Annotated in this window: 18 protein-coding genes and 1 pseudogene; 9 read left to right on the forward strand and 10 right to left on the reverse strand. The window is 59.8% G+C overall.

Going from position 1 to position 22,984, the window contains the following annotated elements:
* Positions 1 to 21 precede the first annotated feature (21 nt).
* From C7534_RS13240 to C7534_RS13270, 7 genes are all read right to left on the reverse strand, one after another.
* Positions 22 to 1,032 carry a chemotaxis response regulator protein-glutamate methylesterase gene (locus C7534_RS13240; RefSeq protein ID WP_109786027.1) on the reverse strand — a complete coding sequence of 337 codons (1,011 nt, stop codon included), beginning with the start codon at positions 1,030 to 1,032 and terminating at the stop codon, positions 22 to 24.
* Positions 1,029 to 3,296: a hybrid sensor histidine kinase/response regulator gene (locus C7534_RS13245; RefSeq protein ID WP_077430806.1), complete on the reverse strand. Its 2,268-nt coding sequence runs from the start codon at positions 3,294 to 3,296 to the stop codon at positions 1,029 to 1,031. The genes C7534_RS13240 and C7534_RS13245 overlap by 4 nt, the downstream gene beginning before the upstream one ends.
* Positions 3,293 to 3,976 (reverse strand): chemotaxis protein CheW, encoded by a 684-nt coding sequence (locus tag C7534_RS13250; protein ID WP_046029107.1) that lies wholly within the window; start codon positions 3,974 to 3,976, stop codon positions 3,293 to 3,295. Before C7534_RS13250 ends, C7534_RS13245 begins: the two co-directional genes overlap by 4 nt.
* The gene (locus C7534_RS13255; protein WP_109786028.1) at positions 3,973 to 5,232 is read right to left on the reverse strand and encodes a CheR family methyltransferase; all 1,260 of its coding nucleotides are present in this window, start codon (positions 5,230 to 5,232) and stop codon (positions 3,973 to 3,975) included. The genes C7534_RS13250 and C7534_RS13255 overlap by 4 nt, the downstream gene beginning before the upstream one ends.
* The gene (locus C7534_RS13260; RefSeq protein ID WP_046029103.1) at positions 5,229 to 5,765 is read right to left on the reverse strand and encodes a chemotaxis protein CheW; all 537 of its coding nucleotides are present in this window, start codon (positions 5,763 to 5,765) and stop codon (positions 5,229 to 5,231) included. The genes C7534_RS13255 and C7534_RS13260 overlap by 4 nt, the downstream gene beginning before the upstream one ends.
* Complete coding sequence (locus tag C7534_RS13265; RefSeq protein WP_109786029.1) at positions 5,765 to 7,387, reverse strand: methyl-accepting chemotaxis protein; 1,623 nt, start codon at positions 7,385 to 7,387, stop codon at positions 5,765 to 5,767. Before C7534_RS13265 ends, C7534_RS13260 begins: the two co-directional genes overlap by 1 nt.
* A 93-nt stretch (positions 7,388 to 7,480) precedes the next feature.
* Positions 7,481 to 8,164, reverse strand: coding sequence for a tellurite resistance TerB family protein (locus C7534_RS13270; protein ID WP_109786030.1), 684 nt, complete (start codon positions 8,162 to 8,164; stop codon positions 7,481 to 7,483).
* A gap of 176 nt (positions 8,165 to 8,340) precedes the next feature.
* On the opposite strand from C7534_RS13270, the gene C7534_RS13275 reads away from it, so the two are divergent.
* The 8 genes from C7534_RS13275 to C7534_RS13310 all read left to right on the forward strand — a co-directional run bounded on the left by C7534_RS13275 (position 8,341) and on the right by C7534_RS13310 (position 18,378).
* Entirely contained in the window at positions 8,341 to 9,255 is a 915-nt protein-coding gene (locus tag C7534_RS13275) for a LysR family transcriptional regulator (protein ID WP_046029088.1), read from the forward strand.
* Between the two features lie 101 nt (positions 9,256 to 9,356).
* The gene (locus C7534_RS13280) at positions 9,357 to 10,844 is read left to right on the forward strand and encodes a gamma-aminobutyraldehyde dehydrogenase (protein WP_109786031.1); all 1,488 of its coding nucleotides are present in this window, start codon (positions 9,357 to 9,359) and stop codon (positions 10,842 to 10,844) included.
* 82 nt (positions 10,845 to 10,926) lie between these two features.
* Positions 10,927 to 12,078 carry a putative ABC transporter substrate-binding protein YdcS gene (gene ydcS / locus C7534_RS13285; RefSeq protein WP_109786032.1) on the forward strand — a complete coding sequence of 384 codons (1,152 nt, stop codon included), beginning with the start codon at positions 10,927 to 10,929 and terminating at the stop codon, positions 12,076 to 12,078.
* Positions 12,079 to 12,268: 190 nt separating this feature from the next.
* Complete coding sequence (locus C7534_RS13290; RefSeq protein ID WP_077430811.1) at positions 12,269 to 13,306, forward strand: ABC transporter ATP-binding protein; 1,038 nt, start codon at positions 12,269 to 12,271, stop codon at positions 13,304 to 13,306.
* Position 13,307: 1 nt separating this feature from the next.
* Entirely contained in the window at positions 13,308 to 14,255 is a 948-nt protein-coding gene (locus C7534_RS13295) for an ABC transporter permease (protein WP_077430812.1), read from the forward strand.
* Entirely contained in the window at positions 14,245 to 15,054 is an 810-nt protein-coding gene (locus C7534_RS13300; protein WP_046029074.1) for an ABC transporter permease, read from the forward strand. Before C7534_RS13295 ends, C7534_RS13300 begins: the two co-directional genes overlap by 11 nt.
* A gap of 174 nt (positions 15,055 to 15,228) precedes the next feature.
* The gene (locus tag C7534_RS13305) at positions 15,229 to 16,653 is read left to right on the forward strand and encodes a gamma-aminobutyraldehyde dehydrogenase (RefSeq protein ID WP_109786033.1); all 1,425 of its coding nucleotides are present in this window, start codon (positions 15,229 to 15,231) and stop codon (positions 16,651 to 16,653) included.
* A 240-nt stretch (positions 16,654 to 16,893) separates the two neighbouring features.
* On the forward strand, positions 16,894 to 18,378 hold the full coding sequence (locus tag C7534_RS13310; RefSeq protein WP_046029071.1) for an APC family permease: 1,485 nt from the start codon (positions 16,894 to 16,896) through the stop codon (positions 18,376 to 18,378).
* 44 nt (positions 18,379 to 18,422) lie between these two features.
* Here the strand turns inward: C7534_RS13310 and C7534_RS13315 are convergent, their stop codons facing one another.
* Together C7534_RS13315 and C7534_RS13320 are read right to left on the reverse strand one after the other, a co-directional pair.
* Entirely contained in the window at positions 18,423 to 19,049 is a 627-nt protein-coding gene (locus tag C7534_RS13315) for an RloB family protein (RefSeq protein ID WP_077430814.1), read from the reverse strand.
* 2 nt (positions 19,050 to 19,051) lie between these two features.
* Positions 19,052 to 20,305 (reverse strand): AAA family ATPase, encoded by a 1,254-nt coding sequence (locus C7534_RS13320; protein WP_046029628.1) that lies wholly within the window; start codon positions 20,303 to 20,305, stop codon positions 19,052 to 19,054.
* Positions 20,306 to 20,741: 436 nt separating this feature from the next.
* Here C7534_RS13320 and C7534_RS13325 point away from each other — a divergent pair.
* A pseudogene (locus tag C7534_RS13325) lies at positions 20,742 to 21,277 on the forward strand (BRO-N domain-containing protein).
* A 102-nt stretch (positions 21,278 to 21,379) separates the two neighbouring features.
* On the opposite strand, the gene ltrA reads toward C7534_RS13325, so the two are convergent.
* Positions 21,380 to 22,672: a group II intron reverse transcriptase/maturase gene (gene ltrA / locus C7534_RS13330; RefSeq protein ID WP_109786034.1), complete on the reverse strand. Its 1,293-nt coding sequence runs from the start codon at positions 22,670 to 22,672 to the stop codon at positions 21,380 to 21,382.
* Positions 22,673 to 22,984 lie beyond the last annotated feature (312 nt).

Consider the following 22,984-nt stretch of genomic DNA (forward strand, 5'->3'; position numbering starts at 1 on the left):
CAGGATTACTGCTAATGGTGGTCATTTCGGAAAGATCTCCAGCAATCGTGGTGCGATCTTGTTCAGTGGGCGGACTTCCACAGCAGCGTCGATGGCCGCGGCCGCCTTGGGCATTCCGAACACCGCACTGCTGTTCTGGTCCTGAGCGATGGTCAGGTAACCCTGTTGGCGCATGAGTTTAAGCCCCTGCGCGCCATCGCGCCCCATGCCGGTCAACAAAACCCCCACGGCGTCACCGTTCCAGTAATTGGCAACGCTTTCGAAAAACACATCAATTGAAGGACGGTAGATTTCGTTGACCGGTTCAGCGGTGTAGGCCAGCGTGCCGTTTTTCAGCAAGCGAATATGGTGGTTGGTACCGGCCAGCAACACCGTGCCAGCCTGGGGCGCCTCACCTTCCACTGCCAGGCGCACGTTCAAGCCACTGGCGCTGCCGAGCCATTCGGCCATGCCGGAAGCGAAGACCTGATCCACATGCTGGACCAGCACGATCGCTGCCGAAAAATCTCGGGGCAAACCCTTGAGCAGAATTTCCAGCGCTGCCGGCCCGCCGGCGGATGAGCCGATGGCGATCAGGCGCTGGCGCGAGGCGGAACTGCGATGCGGGCTCGGTGCCTTCGGGACTTGAGCGTTGCGGCCACCAATCAGCCAGCCGATGTTCATGATCTTGCGCAACAACGGGGCCGCCGCCTCTTGGGCATTGCCGGCACCGAGGGCCGGGGTGTCGACCACGTCCAGCGCGCCGTGGCCCATGGCCTCGAACACCCGATGCACGTTCTGCTGGCGGTCAACGGTGACGATGACAATGGCGCACGGTGTTTCTGTCATGATCCGCCGGGTCGCTTCCACCCCGTCCATGACGGGCATGATCAGGTCCATCAAAATCAGATCCGGCGTATTTTCGGCGCAAAGCTGCACCGCCTCCGCTCCATTGCCAGCGACCCAAATCACCTGGTGCGCCGGCTCAAACGCCAAGGCCCGGCGCAACGCCTCTACCGCCATGGGCATGTCATTGACGATCGCGATTTTCATGCCTTTGCTCCTCCGATGAGCTCAACCACTGCATCAAGCAGGGCATCGTCATGAAAACTGGCCTTGGCTAGATAATAGTCGGCCCCGGCGTCCAGTCCACGACGACGGTCTTCCTCGCGATCCTTGTACGACACCACCATCACTGGCAGCGATTGCAGGCGATTGTCCCGGCGCAATAACGACACCAGTTCGATGCCATCCATGCGCGGCATATCAATGTCGGTGATCAGCAGATCGAAATCCTCCGAGCGCAGGGCGTTCCAGCCATCCATACCGTCAACCGCCACGGCCACATCGTAGCCGCGATTGAGCAGCAGCTTGCGTTGCAACTCGCGAACCGTCAGTGAGTCATCAACCACCAGAATCCGTTTACGCGCCGCCTCGACCGCTTGATTGCTGTGGCGGGCAATGCGCTCCAGGCGCCCGGTATTGAGCAGTTTGTCCACCGAACGCAGCATGTCTTCGACGTCGACGATCAGCACCACCGAACCATCGTCGAGCAAGGCCCCGGCGGAGATGTCCTGCACCTTGCCCAGACGTTCGTCCAGCGGCAATACGACCAATGTCCGCTCGCCGATAAAACGCTCGACCGCCACGCCGTAAATCGCATCGCGCTCGCGGATGACCACGACTTTGAGCGTCTGCTGACTGTTCTGGCTGACCGGGCGCTGCAACAGCTGACTGGCCGCCACCAGGCCGACATGCCGACCTTCATGCCAGAAATGCTGACGCCCTTCGACCTGCACGATGTCCGCCGACTCCAGGTCGCACATGCGTTCGATATGAGCCAGCGGAAACGCATAAGCCTCGTCACCGACTTCCACCACCAGGCTACGGACCACCGACAGCGTCAGCGGCACTTCGAGGTGGAAGCGGCTGCCTGCGCCCGCCGTTTGCTCCAGCACCACCGCTCCGCGCAATTGGCGGACCATGTGTTGAACCGCATCCAGCCCGACACCACGTCCGGAGACTTCGGTGACCTTGTCGCGCAGGCTGAAACCCGGCAGGAACAAAAACGTCAGCAGCTCTTCTTCGCTCAATTGCGCGGCGGTTTCGGCTGGGGATAACTGCCGCTCGACAACGGTGCGGCGGACCTTTTCCAGGTCGACGCCGTTGCCGTCATCGCTCAACTCCAGCACCAGCAGACCGGCCTGATGGGAGGCACGCAGACGAATCACCCCCTCCGCCGGTTTGCCGGCCAGCAACCTTTGTTCCGGGGATTCGATGCCGTGATCCACGGCGTTGCGCAACAAGTGCGTCAGTGGCGCTTCGAGTTTTTCCAGGACGTCGCGGTCGACCTGGGTTTTCTCGCCCTCGATCTCCAGCCGCACCTGTTTACCCAGGTCCCGGCCCAGATCGCGGACCATGCGCACCTGCCCGCTCAACACGTCGGCAAACGGGCGCATGCGACAAGCCAGCGCGGTGTCGTACAGCACCTGCGCCCGCTGACTGGCCTGCCAGGCAAACTCATCCAGCTCGGCGTTTTTTTCGATCAACAGTTGCTGGGATTCCGCCAGCAACCGCCGCGCATCCTCGAGCGCCTCCTGAGCTTCAAGGCTCAAGGCGTGCTCCTTGAGATGCACGTTGAGGTTTTCCAGTGCCCGCAGACCGTTGTTTTGTATGCGCTTGAGGCGCTGCATGGTCGCCAGGTGTGGTTTGAGCCGCTGGGTTTCCACCAGGGATTTACTCGACAGGTCGAGCAGGCTGTTCAAGCGCTCGGCCGTGACGCGCAGCACGCGCTCACCGTTTTCGGTGGTGCGTTTAGCCTTGCGCGGGGTTTCAACCGGGGCGGCTGGCGGCTCAATGACCGGGGCCGGCAACTCGACGGTCTGCGGTTCAGGCAGACGTTCGTCCCTGAGCGGTTCGACCGGTGCCAACGGATCAAGTACATGGGCCATCAACGCCACATAGGCCTCGATATCCGCCGGTGTCAGGTTGTTGTTCGGCGTGGCGATGCGCATCAGCAGATCGGTGCCTTGCAACAACGCATCGATGTGCTCGGGCCGCAAGTACAACTGCCCTTCCTGAGCGCTGACCAGGCAGTCTTCCATCACATGCGCAACACTGACCCCGGCATCGACACCGACGATCCGCGCCGCGCCCTTTAGCGAGTGCGCCGCGCGCATGCACGATTCGAGCTGATCGGCCTGAGTCGGGTTGCGCTCCAACGCCAACAGCCCGGCGTTCAGGACCTGGGTCTGGGCCTCGGCTTCCAGGCTGAACAGTTCGAGCAACGAAGCGTCGCGCATTTGCTCGGGGGTCATGTGAGGCTCCGGGTCACGGCGGACAGCAACTGTTCTTCATCCAGCCAGCGCAAACTGCGACCTTTGAACGGCAACACGCCTCGGGTGTATTTGCCGCTGGCCTGAGTGCCCGATTGCGATGCGGCATCCAGAATTCGTTCGTCGATGGCATGAATCCCGTCAACCTCGTCCACCGGCACCACCACCGGCCCACCGTGGGCGGCGATGATCAGCATGCGCGGCATGACCCGCGCACCGGTGGCCACGTTGTTGGTGGCGTCGAGCCCGAGCAATTCCACCAACGACAGGCAGGCGACCAACGCTCCGCGCACATTTGCCACGCCGAGCAACGCCCGGGAGCGCTGGTGCGGCAACGAATGAATGGCTTGCAGGGGCGCCACTTCCACCAGGCTGCGAGTGGCCAGGCCCAGCCATTCCTCGCCGAGTCGGAACATCAGCAGCGAACGGGTTTTCACCTCGGTTTCAACCGCTGCCGAATGTTGCACGCGGTCGTCCTGCTGCAAGGCGTAGCGGTCGAGCAAACGCGTAGCGGCGGCCGAGTACACCGCGCAATTGCGGCAGTGAATGTGCTCGGTCAGCAGCGGGCAGGACTTGTCACCGTGAATACCGATGCGGTTCCAGCAATCGTCGATGGCCTGGGCATCTTCATGGGTAACGTTCAAGGTGTCGGAGGCGCTCATCGTTTACGCTCACTGTCAGCGCGCTCGCTGCGGGCGGCGCGGTCCTGCAATCGTCTGGCACCCGCCGCATCACCCTGGGATTGCAGCAAGGCCGCCAGGTGCATCAACGCGTCGGGATGTTGCGGTTCAAGGTACAACGCCTTGCGATAAAAACCTTGGGCTTCGAAGGTGTTTCCACTGACATCGCTGAGCAGCCCCAACCAGTAAAACACTTGGGCGACCGGCTCGTGGCTGCGCAAATACCCTTCGCACGCGGCGCGGGCTTCGACACTTTTGCCTTCGTTGGCCAGCACCGCGATGTTCGCCAGCAACGCAATCGCGTCCGATGCTTTCGCCGCGATTGGCGACGTGAGGGGGGTGAACGGGCGGTTACGCACGGTTGGCGGTGTCACGCTGCGCACGGGTTGGCGTACCGGCAGCGGCGCCGGCACGAACACGGGAAACGGCTCAGGCTGTGGCGCACTCTGGCGGCTGAACGCAAACGACTGCGCAATGCCAATCGAGCGCATGCCAAAACGCCCCAACAAACCACCTTCGGCCGGGCCGATAAACAGCACGCCGTCGACATGCGTCAGGTGCTTGAGTACTTCAAAAACCTGCTGCTGGGTTGGCTGATCGAAATAGATCAGCAAGTTGCGGCAGAACACAAAATCATAAGGTTGCGCGTTAGCGAGCAAGGCCGGATCAAGCAGGTTGCCGACCTGCAAACGCACCTGCTCAAGCACGCGCTCGCTGAGGCGATAACTGTCGTCTTCGGCACTGAAATGGCGGACGCGAAACGCGATATCGTGACCGCGAAACGAGTTTTTCCCGTAGACCGCACGCCTGGCCTTTTCCACCGACAGTGGGCTGACGTCCATGCCTTCTACCTTGAACTGATGCGGTTCAAGCCCGGCATCAAGCAGGGTCATGGCGATGGAATACGGCTCCTCACCCGTGGAACACGGCAGGCTGAGAATTCGCAGCGCACGCATGTTGTTGATTTCGGCCAGCCGTTTTACCGCCAGTTTCGCCAGGGTCGCGAAGGATTCCGGATAACGGAAAAACCAGGTCTCCGGCACGATCACCGCTTCGATCAATGCCTGCTGCTCATCCTGCGAGCCTTGCAGTGTGTGCCAATACTCATCGGCCGTCAGCGCATTGGACGCCGTGCTGCGCTGGCGCACCGCGCGCTCGATGATCGCCGGGCCCACCGACGTCACGTCGAGGCCGATACGTTCCTTGAGGAAATCGAAAAAACGCTGATCGCTGCTCATGACCGCTCCTCAAGCGATGCCAGGTCCAGCGGTGGCGAAGGAAACAGCAGCGCGCGAACCTGATCATCGAGCAAATCAACGACCCGTACCCATTGCAGCAGTCCTTGCGCATCCTCCCGAACCGGCCCCAAGTACGGCGCCTGGCGGTTGTCCAAACCATAGGGTTTGAAGTCCGCAGCGTCACAACGCAAGGTATCGGTGGCCTGCTCAAGGATCAGGCCCAGCAACATCGAGGGTGTCGTGTCATCCGGCCGATAGTGCACCAGCACCAGCCGCGTACTGGTACGGGCCTGCGCCGGTTGACCGAACGTCAGCGCACAAAGGTCGATCACCGGTACGACGGCGCCGCGATAAGCAAAGACCCCGGCGACCCAATCAGGCGCCCGTGGAATCGGCTTCAAAGGCAGGCGTGGCAACACTTCCGCCACTTCGATGGCCTGCAAGGCAAAACGCTCGCTGGCGATGCGAAACACCAGGAACAACGATTGCTTCGCCGGCACCACGGCGCCGCGTTTGCCCGCGAGTTCGCTCATCAGACTTTGAATCGCGAAACGCCGCTGCGCAGCCCGACGGCCACCTGGCTCAGTTCGTCGATGGCGAAACTGGCCTGGCGCAACGACTCGACGGTCTGGCTGCTGGCATCACCCAACTGCACCAGCGCATGGTTGATCTGTTCGGCACCGGTGGCCTGCGCCTGCATGCCTTCATTGACCATCAACACCCGCGGCGCCAGCGCCTGCACCTGATGGATGATCTGCGACAACTGCTCGCCGACCTGCTGCACTTCGGACATGCCCCGGCGCACTTCCTCCGAGAACTTGTCCATGCCCATCACGCCGGCAGACACCGCCGACTGGATCTCGCGCACCATTTGTTCGATGTCATAAGTGGCGACAGCGGTTTGATCCGCCAGGCGCCGCACTTCGGTGGCGACCACGGCGAACCCGCGACCGTATTCACCGGCCTTCTCGGCTTCGATTGCAGCGTTGAGCGACAGCAAGTTGGTCTGGTCGGCGACTTTGACGATGGTCACCACCACCTGGTTGATGTTGCCGGCCTTCTCATTGAGGATCGCCAGTTTGGCGTTGACCAGATCGGCCGCGCCCATCACCGAGTGCATGGTGTCTTCCATGCGCGCCAGGCCTTGCTGCCCGGAACCGGCCAGCACCGAAGCCTGATCGGCAGCAGTGGAGACTTCAGTCATGGTGCGCACCAGGTCCCGGGACGTCGCGGCGATTTCTCGGGAGGTCGCGCCGATTTCCGTGGTGGTGGCGGCGGTTTCCGTGGCGGTGGCTTGCTGCTGCTTGGACGTGGCGGCGATCTCGGTCACCGACGTGGTCACTTGCACCGACGAGCGCTGGGCCTGAGACACCAGCGACGTCAGCTCGGTCATCATGTCGTTGAAGCCGGTTTCCACGGCGCCGAATTCGTCTTTGCGCTCCAGGTTCAAACGGCCACTAAGGTCGCCGGTGCGCATGATTTCGAGGATGTCCACGATCCGGTTCATTGGCGCCATGATCGCGCGCATCAGCAGCAAACCGCACAGGCCGGCGGCCAGCACCGCAATCAGCAAGGAAATGCCCATGATGACCTTCGCGGTGACCACGGCGTCGTCAATGTTCGCCATGTCCTGGTCGGCCACTGCTTTGTTTTCGCGGATGATGTCGTTGAGTTTCATCCGGCCCGCCGTCCACGCCGGGGTCAGCTGTTCATTGAACAGTTTGATGGCGTCGGCCTCCTGATTGTTCTTATGCAGGTCGAGGAGTTTCGCCAGGATCTTCTGGTACTCCTCATGCAGCTTTTCGAACGCGGCGATTTCGACCTTGTCTTCCTCCGTGGTCACCGTGCGTCGATAGTTGTTCATCTGCTCCAGCAGTCGCGCCTCGAACGCCTTGAAATCGGCGGCGTCTTCGACACTGACGCCCTGCCCTTCCTTGAGGCCGAGCATCTCCTGGGTCTGGATAAAACTGTCGACCCAGGCACTGCGAATCATCGAGCTGAAATACACCCCCGGCAGCGCATCATCGCGAACGCTTTCTTCACTGGCTTCGATCTTCAACAGCCGTGAATACGAGACGACGACCATCAACAGCATGATGGCGATGATTACCGCAAAGCTCGCCAAGATGCGTTGGCGCAACGTCCAGTTTTTCACAGTCAGTCCTCGGGGCGGTTCAAATGCTGGGGAGTATAGCCGAGGGCGTTGTTTCATTTATAAGACGGTGTGCGGCGGCTCTCAATCCAGGACTTACAGGGAAACCTGTCGCACCTGCTTCTCCAGCTCTGCCTTCAACCCCGGCTCCAGCTTCAACTGCCGCGCCAGCTCATCGAGGTAGGACTTCTCCATGAAGTTCTGCTCATCCACCAGCATCACGCTGGCGATGTACATCTCGGCGGCCATTTCCGGCGTGCTGGCAGCCCGGGCAACGTCCGTCGGGTCCAGCGGTTTGTTAAGTTCGGCATGCAGCCAGTGCTGCAACACCTGATCGTTGTCGAGCTTGCTGAACTCACTTTCGATCAGCGCACGCTCGCGTTCATCAATATGGCCGTCCGCTTTCGCTGCAGCCACCAACGCCTTGAGAATCGCCTGGCTGTGCAATTCGACTTGCGCCGGGGGCAAGCGATCGAGGGTTTGCGGTTCAGTGTTCGGCGCCGTGCCTTGCTGGGCCTGCCAGTTGCCAAAGGCCTTGTAGGCAATCACGCCCAACGCGGCGAGGCCGCCGTAGACGGCGACTTTGCCGCCGACGCTACGAGCCTTTTTGCTGCCGAGCAACAACCCCATGGCGCCCGCAGCTATCGCACCGCCGCTCGCGCCCGAGAGCAAACCGCCGAGGCCACCGCTGGACGCCTTGTTCTGATTGCCGCCGGCCTTGTTCTGCAGCAGGTCCTGACCGGACTTGAGCAGTTGATCGAGCAATCCACGGGTATTCATTTTGCCGCCTCCAGGAAAGGGGTTAACCGGACACTTAAGGCCCCGAGCCTAATTCGAAAGTGCCCCGCGTCTCCCGGCGAGAGTGCTTCTGAATGTTGCCAGGATAAAACGGCCCATCGAATAAAAAGATATACACTCGAGCGAATCTATAAAAACCGCCCACCGGGTACTGTCCCATGATGACCCTGCGTCAGATTCGTCATTTCATCGCCGTGGCCGAGACCGGCTCGATCTCCGCCGCCGCGCAAACCGCGTTCATTTCCCAATCGACTTTGACCCTGGCGATCCAGCAACTGGAAGAGGAGATAGGCGTAGGCCTGTTTAACCGGCATGCCAAGGGGATGAGCCTGACTCATCAGGGCCATCAATTCCTGCGTCAGGCGCACTTGATCCTGGCCACGGTGGACAACGCCAAGCGCAGCCTGCAACAGAGCACCGATCAGGTGGCCGGGCAGTTGATCGTCGGGGTGACCAGCCTGGTGGCCGGCTATTACCTGGCGGACTTGCTGACAAGATTCCAACGCGCCTACCCCAACGTCGAAATCCGCGTAATGGAAGACGAACGCCCCTACATCGAGCATTTGCTGGTCAGTGGCGAGATCGACGTCGGCGTGTTGATCCTCTCCAACCTCGAAGACCGCCACGCCCTGCAAACCGAAGTCCTGACCCATTCACCCCATCGCTTGTGGCTGCCGGCGCAGCATCCGCTACTGGAACACGACAGCATCAACCTCGCCGACGTAGCGCGAGAGCCGCTGATTCAACTGAACGTCGATGAAATGGACCGTAATGCCCAGCGCATGTGGTCCGCCGCGTCGCTGCAACCACGCATCACCCTGAGAACCGCGTCGACGGAAGCCGTGCGAAGCCTGGTGGCGGCCGGTTTGGGCGTATCGATCCAGCCCGACATGACCTATCGCCCGTGGTCGCTGGAGGGCGACATCATCGAAGCGCGCCCGATTGCCGACTTGAGTCAGACCCTCGACGTCGGCCTGGCCTGGCGTCGCGGCACGGCGCGGCCAGCGCTGGTGGACCCGTTCCTGACGGTTGCGCGCGAGCAGCCCCACGGCGGGCGCAAGCCATCTATTTAATCGAACGCCACCTTCAGTATTTAGTATTTGTCGACCTCGGGTCCGCGCACTAGTCTTGTTGCATCTATATAAGACGGCCGGCCCCAGTCACAGGGAGCAGCATGGCCACACAAGAAAAGAGAACCCGAAAGATGGCTGGCGCGCAGACCCCGTTGTTCACCGCGTTGTTGATCGATGGCGAATTGGTCGCGGGTCAGGGTGTTGTCGAACCCATCCTCAACCCCGCCACCGGGGAAGTGCTGACGCACATCGCCGAGGCCAGCACCGAGCAAGTGGAAGCCGCGATTCTCGCCGCCCATCACGCCTTCGCCAGTTGGTCACGGACCACGCCACAGCAACGTTCAAACCTGTTGCTGGACATCGCCAATGCCATCGAAAAACAAGCCGACCTCCTCGCCCGTCTCGAATCCCTGAACTGCGGCAAGCCGTTGCACCTGGCCCGTCAGGATGACTTGAGCGCGACGGTCGATGTGTTCCGTTTCTTTGCCGGCGCCGTGCGCTGCCAGACCGGCCAGCTCAGCGGTGAATACCTGCCGGGGTATACCAGCATGGTGCGCCGCGATCCTATCGGGGTCGTCGCCTCTATCGCGCCGTGGAATTACCCGATCATGATGGCCGCGTGGAAAATCGCCCCGGCCCTCGCCGCCGGCAACACGCTGGTGTTCAAGCCGTCCGAACACACGCCGTTGTCCATCCTCGCCCTGGCCCCAGCCCTGGCCGAGATCCTGCCGCGTGGCGTGATCAACATTGTTTGCGGCGGCGGTGAAGGGGTCGGCAGCCACTTGGTCAGTCACCCGAAAATCCGCATGGTGTCGTTGACCGGCGATATCGTCACCGGGCAAAAAATCCTGCAAGCCGCGGCGAAAACCTTGAAGCGCACGCACCTCGAACTCGGCGGCAAAGCGCCGGTGATCGTCTGTAACGATGCGGACATTCAAGCGGTGGTCGAGGGTGTGCGCACTTACGGTTATTACAACGCCGGTCAGGATTGCACCGCCGCGTGCCGGATTTACGCACAGGCCGGGATTCATGATCGTTTGGTGGCTGAGCTCGGCGCGGCGGTCAGCAGCCTGCGTTTCGCCGGCAAGCGCGATGCCGATAACGAAATCGGCCCGCTGATCAGCACCCGCCAGCGCGACCGCGTGGCCAGTTTTGTCGAACGCGCCCTCGGCCAACCGCACATCGAGCGGGTGACCGGTGCGGCGGTGCATTCCGGTGCCGGCTTCTATTACCAGCCGACGCTGCTGGCCGGCTGCAAGCAGAGCGATGAAATCGTTCAGCGTGAAGTGTTCGGGCCGGTGGTCACCGTGACCCGTTTTGACGGGCTCGAACAAGCCGTGGACTGGGCCAACGACTCCGAATACGGCCTCGCCTCCTCGGTCTGGACCCAAAACCTGGACAAGGCGATGCAGGTCGCAGCGCGCTTGCAGTACGGCTGCACCTGGATCAACAGCCATTTCATGCTGGTCAGCGAAATGCCCCATGGTGGCCTGAAGCGTTCGGGCTACGGCAAAGACCTGTCCAGTGACTCGCTTCAGGACTACAGCGTGGTGCGGCACATCATGGCGCGCCATGGCCAGCATCTCTGACTACGCTAATAACAAGCCGCTAACGGCATGCTTCACCACGTTCACAACTGCCCCGACCATAATTAAAGAAGAGGGAATTCCCATGTTCGTGCACAAGACCGCACTGCTCAGTGCAATCACTACAGCGCTGCTGGCCAGCGCCAGCCTCCAGGCCGCTGAACCGCTGAAAGCGGTCGGCGCCGGCGAAGGTCAGCTGGATATCGTGGCCTGGCCCGGCTACATCGAACGTGGCGAAAGCGACAAGTCCTACGACTGGGTCACCGGTTTCGAGAAGGAAACCGGCTGCAAGGTGAACGTGAAGACTGCGGCCACTTCCGATGAAATGGTCAGCTTGATGGCCAAGGGCGGTTACGACCTGGTGACCGCGTCGGGCGATGCCTCGTTGCGGTTGATTGGCGGCAAGCGTGTGCAGCCGATCAACACGGCGTTGATCCCGAACTGGAAAAACATCGACCCGCGTCTCAAGGATGCGCCGTGGTACGTGGTCAACAAACAGACTTACGGCACCCCGTATCAGTGGGGCCCGAACGTATTGATGTACAACACCAACGTGTTCAAGACCGCGCCGACCAGTTGGGCCGTGGTGTTCAATGCGCAAAACCTGCCGGACGGCAAGCCGAACAAGGGCCGCGTGCAGGCCTATGACGGCCCGATTTACATCGCCGACGCGGCGCTGTACCTGAAAACCGCCAAGCCGGAATTGGGCATCCAGAACCCGTACGAACTGTCCGAAACGCAGTACAAAGCCGTGCTTGATCTGTTGCGTGCCCAGCAGCCGCTGATCCACCGCTACTGGCATGACACCACCGTGCAGATGAGCGACTTCAAAAACGAAGGCGTGGTCGCGTCTGGCGCCTGGCCGTATCAAGTCAACGGCCTGATGAACGAGAAACAGCCGATCGCTTCGACCATCCCGAAAGAAGGCGCCACCGGTTGGGCCGACACCACCATGATGCACGCTGAGGCCAAACACCCGAACTGCGCCTACAAGTGGATGGACTGGTCGTTGCAACCGAAAGTCCAGGGTGATGTGGCGGCTTGGTTCGGCTCGTTGCCAGCGGTGCCGGCGGCGTGCACCGGCAGCGAACTTCTGGGTGCCGAGGGCTGCAAAACCAACGGTTTCGACCAGTTCGAAAAAATCGCCTTCTGGAAAACCCCGCAGGCTGAAGGCGGCAAGTTCGTGCCATACAGCCGCTGGACCCAGGACTACATCGCGATCATGGGCGGCCGATAAGCCCCCCGTAGCAGCTGCCGAGGCACGAGGCTGCGTTGCGTGTCCGCAGGACCGCCCTCGGGGCCGCTGCGCAGCCCAACGCAGCCTCGTACCTCGACAGCTGCTACGACGCTGTTCATTAAGTTTCAGATTTTTCAGAAGTCCAGGCAGGGCCGCTGCGACGGCCCTCGCCTTTTTGGAGCACCGCACCATGACGCTTGCAGTCCAGTTCACCAACGTTTCCCGTCTGTTCGGCGAAGTGAAAGCCGTAGACCGGGTTTCCATCGACATCCAGGACGGCGAGTTTTTCTCCATGCTGGGCCCTTCCGGCTCGGGCAAAACCACCTGTTTGCGCCTGATCGCCGGTTTCGAACAACCGAGCGCAGGCTCTATCCGGATTCACGGCGAAGAAGCCGCCGGGTTGCCGCCGTATGAGCGTGATGTCAACACGGTGTTTCAGGATTACGCCCTGTTTCCGCACATGAATGTTCGCGACAACGTCGCCTATGGTTTGAAAGTCAAAGGCGTCGGCAAGGCCGAGCGCCAGAAACGCGCCGAAGAAGCCCTCGACATGGTCGCCCTCGGTGGCTACGGCGAGCGTAAACCGGTGCAACTGTCCGGCGGTCAACGTCAGCGTGTGGCCCTGGCCCGCGCACTGGTCAATCGCCCGCGTGTGCTGCTGCTCGACGAACCCTTGGGCGCCCTCGACTTGAAGCTGCGCGAGCAAATGCAGAGCGAACTGAAGAAACTGCAGCGTCAGCTCGGCATCACGTTCATTTTCGTCACCCATGACCAGACCGAAGCGCTGTCGATGTCCGACCGCGTGGCCGTGTTCAACAAGGGCCGCATCGAACAGGTCGACACCCCGCGCAACCTCTACATGAAACCGGCAACGACCTTCGTCGCCGAATTCGTCGGCACCTCCAACGTGATTCGCGGCGATCTGGCCAAGCAGTTGAGCGGCAATCCACAGCCGTTCTCGATTCGTCCCGAACACGTGCGTTTCGCCGAAGGCCCGCTGGCCGGCCACGAAATCGAAGTCAGCGGATTGCTGCACGACATCCAGTACCAGGGCAGCGCTACTCGCTACGAACTGAAGCTGGAAAACGGCCAGACCCTGAACATCAGCCAGGCCAACAATCAATGGCTGGACGTCAGCGCCCAGCACCAGACCGGGCAACGCATCAGTGCTCGCTGGGCACGGGAAGCGATGATCCCGCTGCACGACACCGTTGCCGGCGGGGTGTGAAATGACCAGCGTGGTTATCCCTCAAACCCCGGCCGGCGGCTCGCCGTTGCGCAGGTTTTCCAACCTGCTGTATCGCCGGCCGAATTTTTACCTGTCATTGCTGCTGGTGCCGCCACTGCTGTGGTTCGGCGCGATCTATCTCGGCTCGTTGCTGGTGCTGCTGTGGCAAGGCTTCTACACCTTCGATGACTTCACCATGGCGGTCACACCCGACCTGACCCTGGCGAACTTCGCAGCGCTGTTTCAGCCGTCGAACTTCGACATCATCCTGCGCACCTTGAGCATGGCTGTCGTCGTGTCGATTGCCAGCGCCATCGTCGCGTTCCCGATTGCCTACTACATGGCGCGCTACACCACCGGCAAGACCAAGGCGTTTTTCTACATCGCGGTGATGATGCCGATGTGGGCCAGTTACATCGTCAAGGCGTATGCCTGGACCTTGCTGCTGGCCAAGGGCGGCGTCGCGCAGTGGTTCGTTCAACACATGGGGCTGGAGCCGGTGTTGCAGTTTGTGCTGGGCATTCCGGCCGTGGGCGGCAGCACCTTGTCGACCTCGCACCTGGGGCGCTTCATGGTGTTCGTCTACATCTGGCTGCCGTTCATGATTCTGCCGATCCAGGCATCGCTGGAACGTCTGCCGCCGTCCTTGCTGCAAGCCTCGGCCGACCTTGGCGCCAAGCCACGCCAGACCTTCATGCAAGTGATTCTGCCGCTGTCGATTCCCGGCATCGCCGCCGGTTCGATCTTCACATTCTCGCTGACCCTGGGCGACTTCATCGTGCCGCAACTGGTCGGCCCGCCGGGCTACTTCGTCGGTAGCATGGTGTACGCCCAGCAAGGCGCGATCGGCAACATGCCGATGGCCGCGGCCTTCACGCTGGTGCCAATTGTGCTGATCGCCATTTACCTGTCCATCGTCAAACGACTGGGGGCCTTCGATGCACTCTGACAAAGCCTCTTGGGGCCTGAAAATCGCAGCCTGGGGCGGATTGGTGTTTTTGCACTTCCCGATCCTGATCATCTTCATGTACGCCTTCAATACCGAAGACGCGGCTTTCAGCTTTCCGCCCAAGGGTTTCACCCTGAAGTGGATCGGCGTGGCGTTCTCGCGCCCCGACGTGCTGGAAGCGATCAAGTTGTCGTTGCAGATCGCTTCGATCGCCACGCTGATCGCCATGGTCCTCGGCACGCTGGCTTCAGCGGCGTTGTACCGGCGCGACTTCTTTGGCAAGCAAGGCATTTCGCTGATGCTGATCCTGCCGATTGCGTTGCCGGGGATCATCACCGGGATCGCCTTGCTGGCGACCTTCAAGACCTTGGGGATCGAGCCGGGGATGTTCACCATCATCGTCGGCCACGCGACCTTCTGCGTGGTGATCGTCTACAACAACGTCATCGCCCGTTTGCGCCGTACTTCACACAGCCTGATCGAAGCGTCCATGGACCTCGGCGCCGATGGCTGGCAGACCTTCCGCTACATCGTCCTGCCGAACCTCGGCTCGGCGTTGCTGGCCGGCGGCATGCTCGCCTTTGCCTTGTCGTTCGACGAAATCATCGTCACCACCTTCACCGCCGGCCATGAACGCACCTTGCCGCTGTGGCTGCTCAACCAGCTCAGCCGCCCACGGGACGTGCCGGTGACCAACGTCGTCGCGATGCTGGTGATGATCGTGACCATGCTGCCGATCCTCGGCGCCTATTACCTGACCCGGGGCGGTGAGAGCGTCGCGGGCAGCGGCGGGAAATAACCGAATAACCACTGAAGGAACCGAATCTCTGTAGGAGTGAGCCTGCTCGCGATGACTGACTGTCTTTCAACAGTGATGTCGACTGTAAGACCGCTATCGCCGGCAAGCCGGTCTCACTCCTACATTTAGAGCCGGTTCAGACAGAAAAATAAAAGCGTCAATGAGGACAATGCCATGCAAACCAAACTCTTGATCAACGGCCAACTGATCGACGGCGAAGGCCCCGCCCAACCCGTGTTCAACCCGGCCCTGGGTCGTGTGCTGATCGAAATCAACGAAGCCAGCGAAGCCCAGGTCGATGCCGCCGTGCGTGCGGCGGATGCCGCGTTCGACAGCTGGTCGCAAACCCCGCCCAAAGAACGCTCGCTGCTGCTGCTCAAACTCGCCGACGCCATCGAAGCCCATGGCGAAGAACTGGCCAAACTGGAATCGGACAACTGCGGCAAACCGTACAGCGCCGCGTTGAACGACGAGATCCCGGCGATTGCCGACGTGTTCCGCTTCTTCGCCGGCGCCAGCCGTTGCATGAGCGGTTCGGCGGGCGGTGAATACCTGCCGGGCCATACCTCGATGATCCGCCGCGATCCGGTGGGCGTGATCGCCTCCATCGCGCCGTGGAACTACCCGCTGATGATGGTCGCCTGGAAAATCGCCCCGGCCCTGGCCGCCGGTAATACCGTGGTGCTCAAGCCGTCGGAACAAACCCCGCTGACCGCCCTGCGCCTGGCCGAACTGGCGTCGGAAATTTTCCCGGCCGGCGTGCTCAACCTGGTGTTTGGCCGTGGTCCTACCGTGGGCAGCCCGTTGGTGACGCACCCGAAAGTGCGCATGGTGTCGCTGACCGGTTCGATCGCCACCGGCTCGAACATCATTTCCAGCACCGCCGATACGGTTAAACGCATGCACATGGAACTGGGCGGCAAAGCCCCGGTGATCATCTTTGACGACGCCGACATCGACGCCGCCGTGGAAGGCATCCGCACCTTTGGTTTCTACAACGCCGGTCAGGACTGCACGGCGGCATGCCGCATCTACGCGCAGGCAGGCATCTACGAAAAATTCGTCGAGAAGCTCGGCGAGGCGGTCAGCAGCATCAAGTACGGCTTGCAGGATGATCCGTCGACCGAACTGGGGCCGTTGATCACCGCCCAACATCGCGACCGCGTGGCCGGGTTTGTCGAGCGCGCCATTGCACAACCGCACATCCGTTTGATCACCGGCGGCAAGTCGGTGGACGGCAATGGCTTCTTCTTCGAGCCGACCGTACTGGCCGACGCCCAGCAGGATGACGAAATTGTTCGCCGCGAAGTGTTCGGGCCTGTGGTGTCGGTCACAAAGTTCAGCGATGAAGCCCAAGTGCTGGGCTGGGCCAATGATTCGGACTACGGCCTGGCGTCGTCGGTCTGGACGGCGGATGTCGGTCGCGCGCATCGCATGTCTGCCCGCTTGCAGTACGGCTGCACCTGGGTGAATACGCACTTCATGCTGGTCAGCGAAATGCCTCACGGCGGTCAGAAACTGTCCGGTTATGGCAAAGACATGTCGATGTACGGGCTGGAGGACTACACCGTCGTCCGGCATGTGATGTTCAAGCATTAAAAACATCGCGAGCAAGCTTTGCTCCTACAGGTTCACTGCAATACCTGTAGGAGCCGGGCTTGTCGGATCGCCGCACCGCCGCGATGGCGTCACCGCAAACTCAAGGAAGAAACCGGCACCCGCACCACCAGGCACCAAACCAAAGAAGTCAAAACAATAACCACCGATCCGGGCAGTGCCGTCATGGCCCCGCCACGGTTTCGGACATCCGAAATCTGCCGATTTTCCGGAGCTAACACCATGGATACAACACCCGAACTTGCTGTCCCCGTCGCTGACAGCGACGCCGAGCAGTTACGCAAACTGGGTTACACGTCGAACTTCAATCGCAGCATGAGCCTGTGGGAAAACTTCGCCCTGGGCTTCACGTACCTCTCGCCCGTCGTAGGGGTTTATACCCTCTTCGGCCTGTGCCTCGCCGCTGGCGGACCACCGATGTTCTGGGCCTATTTGCTGGTCGGATGCGGCCAGTTGCTGGTGTGCCTGATCTTCGGTGAAGTGGTTTCGCAATTCCCGATTTCCGGTGGCGTCTACCCGTGGGCCCGTCGTTTAGTGGGCAAGCGCTGGGCGTGGATGGTCGGCTGGATCTACTCCATCGCCCTGTGCGTGACCATCGCCGCGGTTGCCGTGGGTGCCGGTCCGTACCTGGCGGCCATGATGGGTTTTGAACCGAGCAACAACACCAACATCATCATCGCGCTGTTGCTGACGCTGTTTGCCACGTTGGTCAACCTCAGCGGCACCAAGGTGCTGGCGCGCATCGCCATGTTCGGCTTCCTGTGTGAATTGGTGGGCGCGGTGATCGTCGGCGTTTACCTGCTGGTCTTCGAACGTCATCAACCGCTCAGCGTGTTGTTCAACACCTTCGACATCAGTGTTGACGGCTCGTACCTGCCAGCCTTCCTGACCGCTTCGCTGGCGGGGATGTTCCTGTACTACGGCTTCGAGGCCTGCGGCGATGTGGCCGAAGAAACCCCGAACCCGAGCAAGAAAATCCCGGTGGCCATGCGCATGACCATCTACATCGGCGGCATCGCGGCAATGTTTGCTTGCCTGGCACTGATCCTCGCCGTGCCGGACATGCAAGCCGTGATCAACGGCACCGACAAGGACCCGGTCACCACAATCCTCAACAACGCCTTCGGCCCGGTCGGCTCAAAAGTGGTGATGGGCGTGGTGATGATTTCCTTCATCTCCTGCGTCATCAGCCTGCAAGCGGCGGCGAGTCGTCTGCTGTATTCCTACGCTCGGGATGAAATGGTCATCGGCAGCTCACTGCTGAAGAAGATTTCTCCTACGACCCAGGTTCCGGTTGCAGCGCTATTCGTGTCCGGCGTCCTGCCGGCGCTGATCATCGTGCTGGGCTTCTTCCTGCAGGACGCGGTAGCAACCATCGTCAGCTTCGCGGCCATCGGCATCTACCTGGCGTTCCAGATGATCGTGCTCGGGGCTCTCTATGCCCGTATGAAAGGCTGGAAACCAAGCGGAAAATTCACCCTCGGTGCGTGGGGCTGGATCGTGAACATCGGCGCGCTGGCGTATGGCATTGGCGCAATCATCAACATGGCCTGGCCGCGTACGCCGGATGCGGCGTGGTACATCAACTACGCCATGGTGCTGAGCACGGCCATCGTGATTGGCCTGGGGTTGTTGTACATGTGGATTGCCAAGCCGTATGACCACGGGACTGCGCCTGCGGGGGATGCGTGGAAGGTTAGTCGGTAAAGGTACTTTCTCAGCCCGCAGCGATGCGGGCTGGGTTGGTGGTGTTAAATCGGTTGAGGTTTGGAGAGACTTTCAAACTCGTCCATCAATAGATGGATTTCGGTACTCGGGTTGGCTTCGCCGCTAATGGCGACATCCTCGATAATCTTTGGCGCTAAAGCTCTTGCCCTTTGAAATGGCTCCCCCAAGAGTTTGGCGAAATAGTTGATGTCTTCGCCCTTCGCATACTTATCCATGTTGGGCTTTTCTCTGAGGCTCTTGGCTACCAAGTCGCCTGGAGAGCACTTCCCGACCGCACGAAAAGGCTTTCGATTGAACCCGAAATGCAGAAGAAGCCAAAACTCAAAACAGGGGTATGAAGCGATAACTTTGATTTTCGGATGCGGCCTAGCCAGATTAATTGCTCGCTCAAAACACAAATGCGTATCGCGATCCAAGGCACAAAACACCTTATCGAATCCTTTCTGACGGGCGATGGCTGTTTTTACAATGCCACTTGGGTGTGTGATGCCGCAGTGGGCAATGTCCACTTGAGCATTGGCGCGAAAATGAAATGCGGCCTCTTCCAGGTATCGTTTTCCTGACTTGCTGTCTTCACAGAGAATCAGCACTTTGGGTTGAGGCTTGAACCGGGATGCCTTTCGATCAAACAGCCGTATAGGGCGTGCCATGATCAGCCCCGCCTTATCAACGGTAATCCGCGATAACGGCCTTCAAAGTAGCGCTTCTCGACGTCCTCTCCTTCTCGTCCTTCAAAATCGTGAACCGAATAAAGACAGGTTGCACCGTTGGCATCGCGCTCGGTGATCCAGAACTGATCGCGCCGAAGTGTTTTGGCGTTCATTAGATGAGTGTCATGGGTGGTAAAGATCAGTTGAGTATCCAGCCCACTGTCCAAGTGTTTCTCAATCAGGTCATCAACGATTGAAGGGTGAAGGCTGCTGTCCAACTCATCGACAGAAAGAATCCCGCTCCCATCGGCGTGATTGATCATGAACCAGGGCAGCCAGAATCCGATCAGGTTTTTTGTACCCCCCGACTCCTCTGAAAAATCGAATTCGGCTTTTCCAAGAAGGCTCGTATGCGTCAGGGTAACTTTGTCTTTTTGGGCGGCCGCAAAGAACTCTTTCAGCGTGAGTTTTTTTGCAGGTTGAACAGATTCCGCGTCTTCGGTGTTGAGGTGGATAGCTGACACAGGGATATCCACATCCTTTAGAAAATCTCGCAAATTGCCGGTGTGATCCGAAGCAATCTTCAGAAATCTGATGGACGCGGCTGACAGCCCCATGAAGTTGTTCTGCTCGATCACGAGTAGACCGGTTTGAAACCAGCCAAACGGACCCCGCAACTGGGTCAGCTCTTCGCTACTGTTCGCTATCGCCTGCGAAATAAACAATGTTTTGGGGCTCGTCAGACGCCGCCACGCATTGTGGACTTCTTTACCACCCTCAAGGTGTGCTCCAAAAATATACTGCTCACCCTCCTCCGCAAAACGACGCTGATACAGCAGCACTTCCTTGCCTTTGGGGTATGAAACCAGTTGTTCCTCGATAATCCGCAGAGCAGTCAGGCGCAGAACAAACCGATATCGGAGCCCGCGTTGAATGAAGTTGTACTCAAAACAACTGGGTTCATGTTGGAGTTTCGGGTCAAAACGAAAGGGCGAAACCGGTAGCGGTTCATCATTTGAGGACGGTAATGCTGTGAGCAACTGTCCGATGATTCCCATCGCCCGAATGAGCGAAGATTTACCAGACGCATTCGGCCCGTAGATCGCCGCCACCTTCAACAAATCCGGCAGTTTTTCTCCATTTACCGGCGGCGCGAACAGGTTGCGCTTTTTGCTCAAGCGCGGCGTCGCAGCCATGGACAGGGTTTGTTTGTCACGGAAGGAGCGATAGTTGGAAACAGAGAATTCGATCAACATGTAGCAAACCTGCAGTTCGTTCCTGAAAACGAAAAAACTATAGGAAAAACCTGGGCTGGGATGCTGCATCAGTGCATTTCAAGCAAAAACAGGAAATTCCTACAGCCCGAGCCTTCAAGTTAAAAGCCCCATTCCTACGGCGTGCGTCGCCAGAGTAGACTTGGCGCCGCGAGCGCCTGAGAGATAGGCTTTACCTCGTCGCTGCCAAATCAGCGACCCGGGGTCGAAGCCGGAACACTATCAACATGGCGCATCCGCGCCCCCATATGAACTGGGGCAATTTTTTGCCTTTCAGTTTCGCTTTATGGTGGGCCGTGTGGCGCGGGCCTCTTGGCTTCATGTTGATCGAGAATGTCCCGACTTCGAACGCCGCACGGTCCGCCCCCCAAATCTGTCGAAGGATCAGTGGCGGCTCCTTTTCAACATGGAGTCGAAAATGCTTGAGCACACGCTAAATCCGTCCAAAATCCATTCTCATTTCACCCCAACCGTCTTCACCCGCCACAACCGCTTTCTTCACACCTTCATGCACGCCAACCAGGCTTGGTTCTGCGTCCAGGACCTCGGTCGCCTGATGGGCCGCCCTCTGGATCAACGCCTCACCCTGAAGCTCGATCCCGATCAGCGCCAACAGGTCTTGTTGCTGAGGAACGGCAACAGGTCTTGTTGCTGAGGAACGGCAAAACCATTGAATCGTTGATGGTCAGCGAATCTGGGATGTACGCCCTGCTGGTTCACCATTTCGTCCCGGAAAACCGAAACTTGCGCCAATGGCTGAGCAACGAGGTCATACCTACCCTGCGTGAGTCGAAAGCTGCTGTGGATAACATTCCAAGCCTGAGTTCATTGCAATGGGCAGGCATCTCGGTGCCGCTGCTGCATTGGCAACATCAAGCCTGGATCAAATGGCGGGACATGCCTGACCTGATGCAAGTACAACGACCCTTCAAGATCATGGGCACTTGCAGTTGAAGACAGGGTAAAAGATCGGCATAGGGGACGGCCTTCACAGGCCGTTCCCCTGCCACACCACCCGGCATGCGGGTCCGCACCGGGCGGTTCGAGAGATTGAGGTCAGGAGAGACGCGGTAAACCCGTTCTGTCGAACCACGCCATATCGAGCACTCGGTTGAGTTCAAGAGCGCTATTGCGCCACCAGGAGCGAGAGTTTCCCGCCACTTTGCGGGCAGTAACCTCACTTGCACCCAACTTGCGTAGCTCTCGATAGATCGTTGCACTACGCCGCCATTGCTTGAGCTGGATTGCTCGTAGTCGGTGTCGTATCCATTTGTCCAGCTCTCGCCAGATTCTGGGGGTTTGCGACAAGCCGAAATAGCCCTTCCAGCCCAGCATGTAGGGCCTTAATCGATCGACAACTTGTTGCAAGCTGCGACCACCTGAGCGCCGGGTAAACCAGCGGATGCGTTGTTTGAACTGCTTGCGCGCTTTGACTGCTACCGTTCTCTTGACGCCTTTGGGCGACGCCCAAAAGGCAAAGCCAAGAAACTTGCGGCCAAACGCACTCGCTACTGCACTCTTGCTCTCGTTGACGCTCAAGTGCAGCTTTTCATACAGACGCTTTAGCAGAGCCATTACCCGCTGCCCAGCCTTGCGGCTGCGAACATACACGTTCGCATCGTCGGCATAGCGCACGAAGCAATGACCTCGACGCTCAAGTTCCCGATCCACTTCGTCCAGCAGCACGTTCGCCAACAACGGCGACAGCGGGCCGCCTTGCGGCGCCCCGCAGCGGCTGTTCTCGACCACGCCATCGATCAGCGTTCCCGCATCCAGATACGCCCGAATCAGCCGGATAACCGCCCGATTCGCAATCCGCTTGCGCAACCGATCCATCAAAATGTCGTGGTCGACCCGGTCGAAGAATTTCTCCAGATCCACATCCACCACCACTTTGCGCCCTGAAGACACATGACGCTGAGCCGCCAAAACGGCGTCCTGCGCAGAGCGTCCAGGACGAAAGCCGTAGCTGTGTTCACTGAACGTCGGATCGAGTAATGGCTGCAAGACTTGCAGCAACGCTTGCTGGATCAAGCGGTCGGTGACCGTTGGAATACCCAGCTCGCGTTCGCCGCCGTCAGACTTGGGGATGACCACGCGGCGTACCGGACTGGGCCGGTAGACACCTGAGAGAAGCTGTTCACGAATCGCGGTCCACTGGGTGAGCAAGTGTTCGGCGGTCTGTTCAATATCCAGACCATCGACGCCCGCTGCACCCTTGTTGGCCTTGACCCGCTTCCACGCCCGTTTCAGGTTTTCTCTCGCAAAGGCCCGCTCCAGCAGCCCTTGCCCTGCGTTATCGGGTTCATCTTGCGGGCGATTGACCTCGTCGCTGACGGGACTTCTCACGGCTTCACCGCTCGTTATCTCCGTCCGCCCCGCGTTTGGCAGGCATCTGACTTCCGGTCGTTCGCATCAACATGGCCTATAACGCTTTCTCTCGTTCGGCCCTTCGTCAAAAAAAAGACTACTACGGCCTCTGCTGACTTCTCGCTCCGGCTAGCGCCGTCGCCCTTTCAGGCGTGAGGCGAGATCTCCCCAGGTAAGAACGCAATCCTTCCCCGCACAACCGCCGGATTTACGTTGCCGCCCCTTTGACCACAAGAGCTTCGCAGTTACATGCCCGCTCGCCCTGGTCGGCATCGCCTTGTATCCGGTTCT

Source organism: Pseudomonas sp. OV226, from assembly GCF_003148705.1.
Taxonomy (GTDB): domain Bacteria; phylum Pseudomonadota; class Gammaproteobacteria; order Pseudomonadales; family Pseudomonadaceae; genus Aquipseudomonas.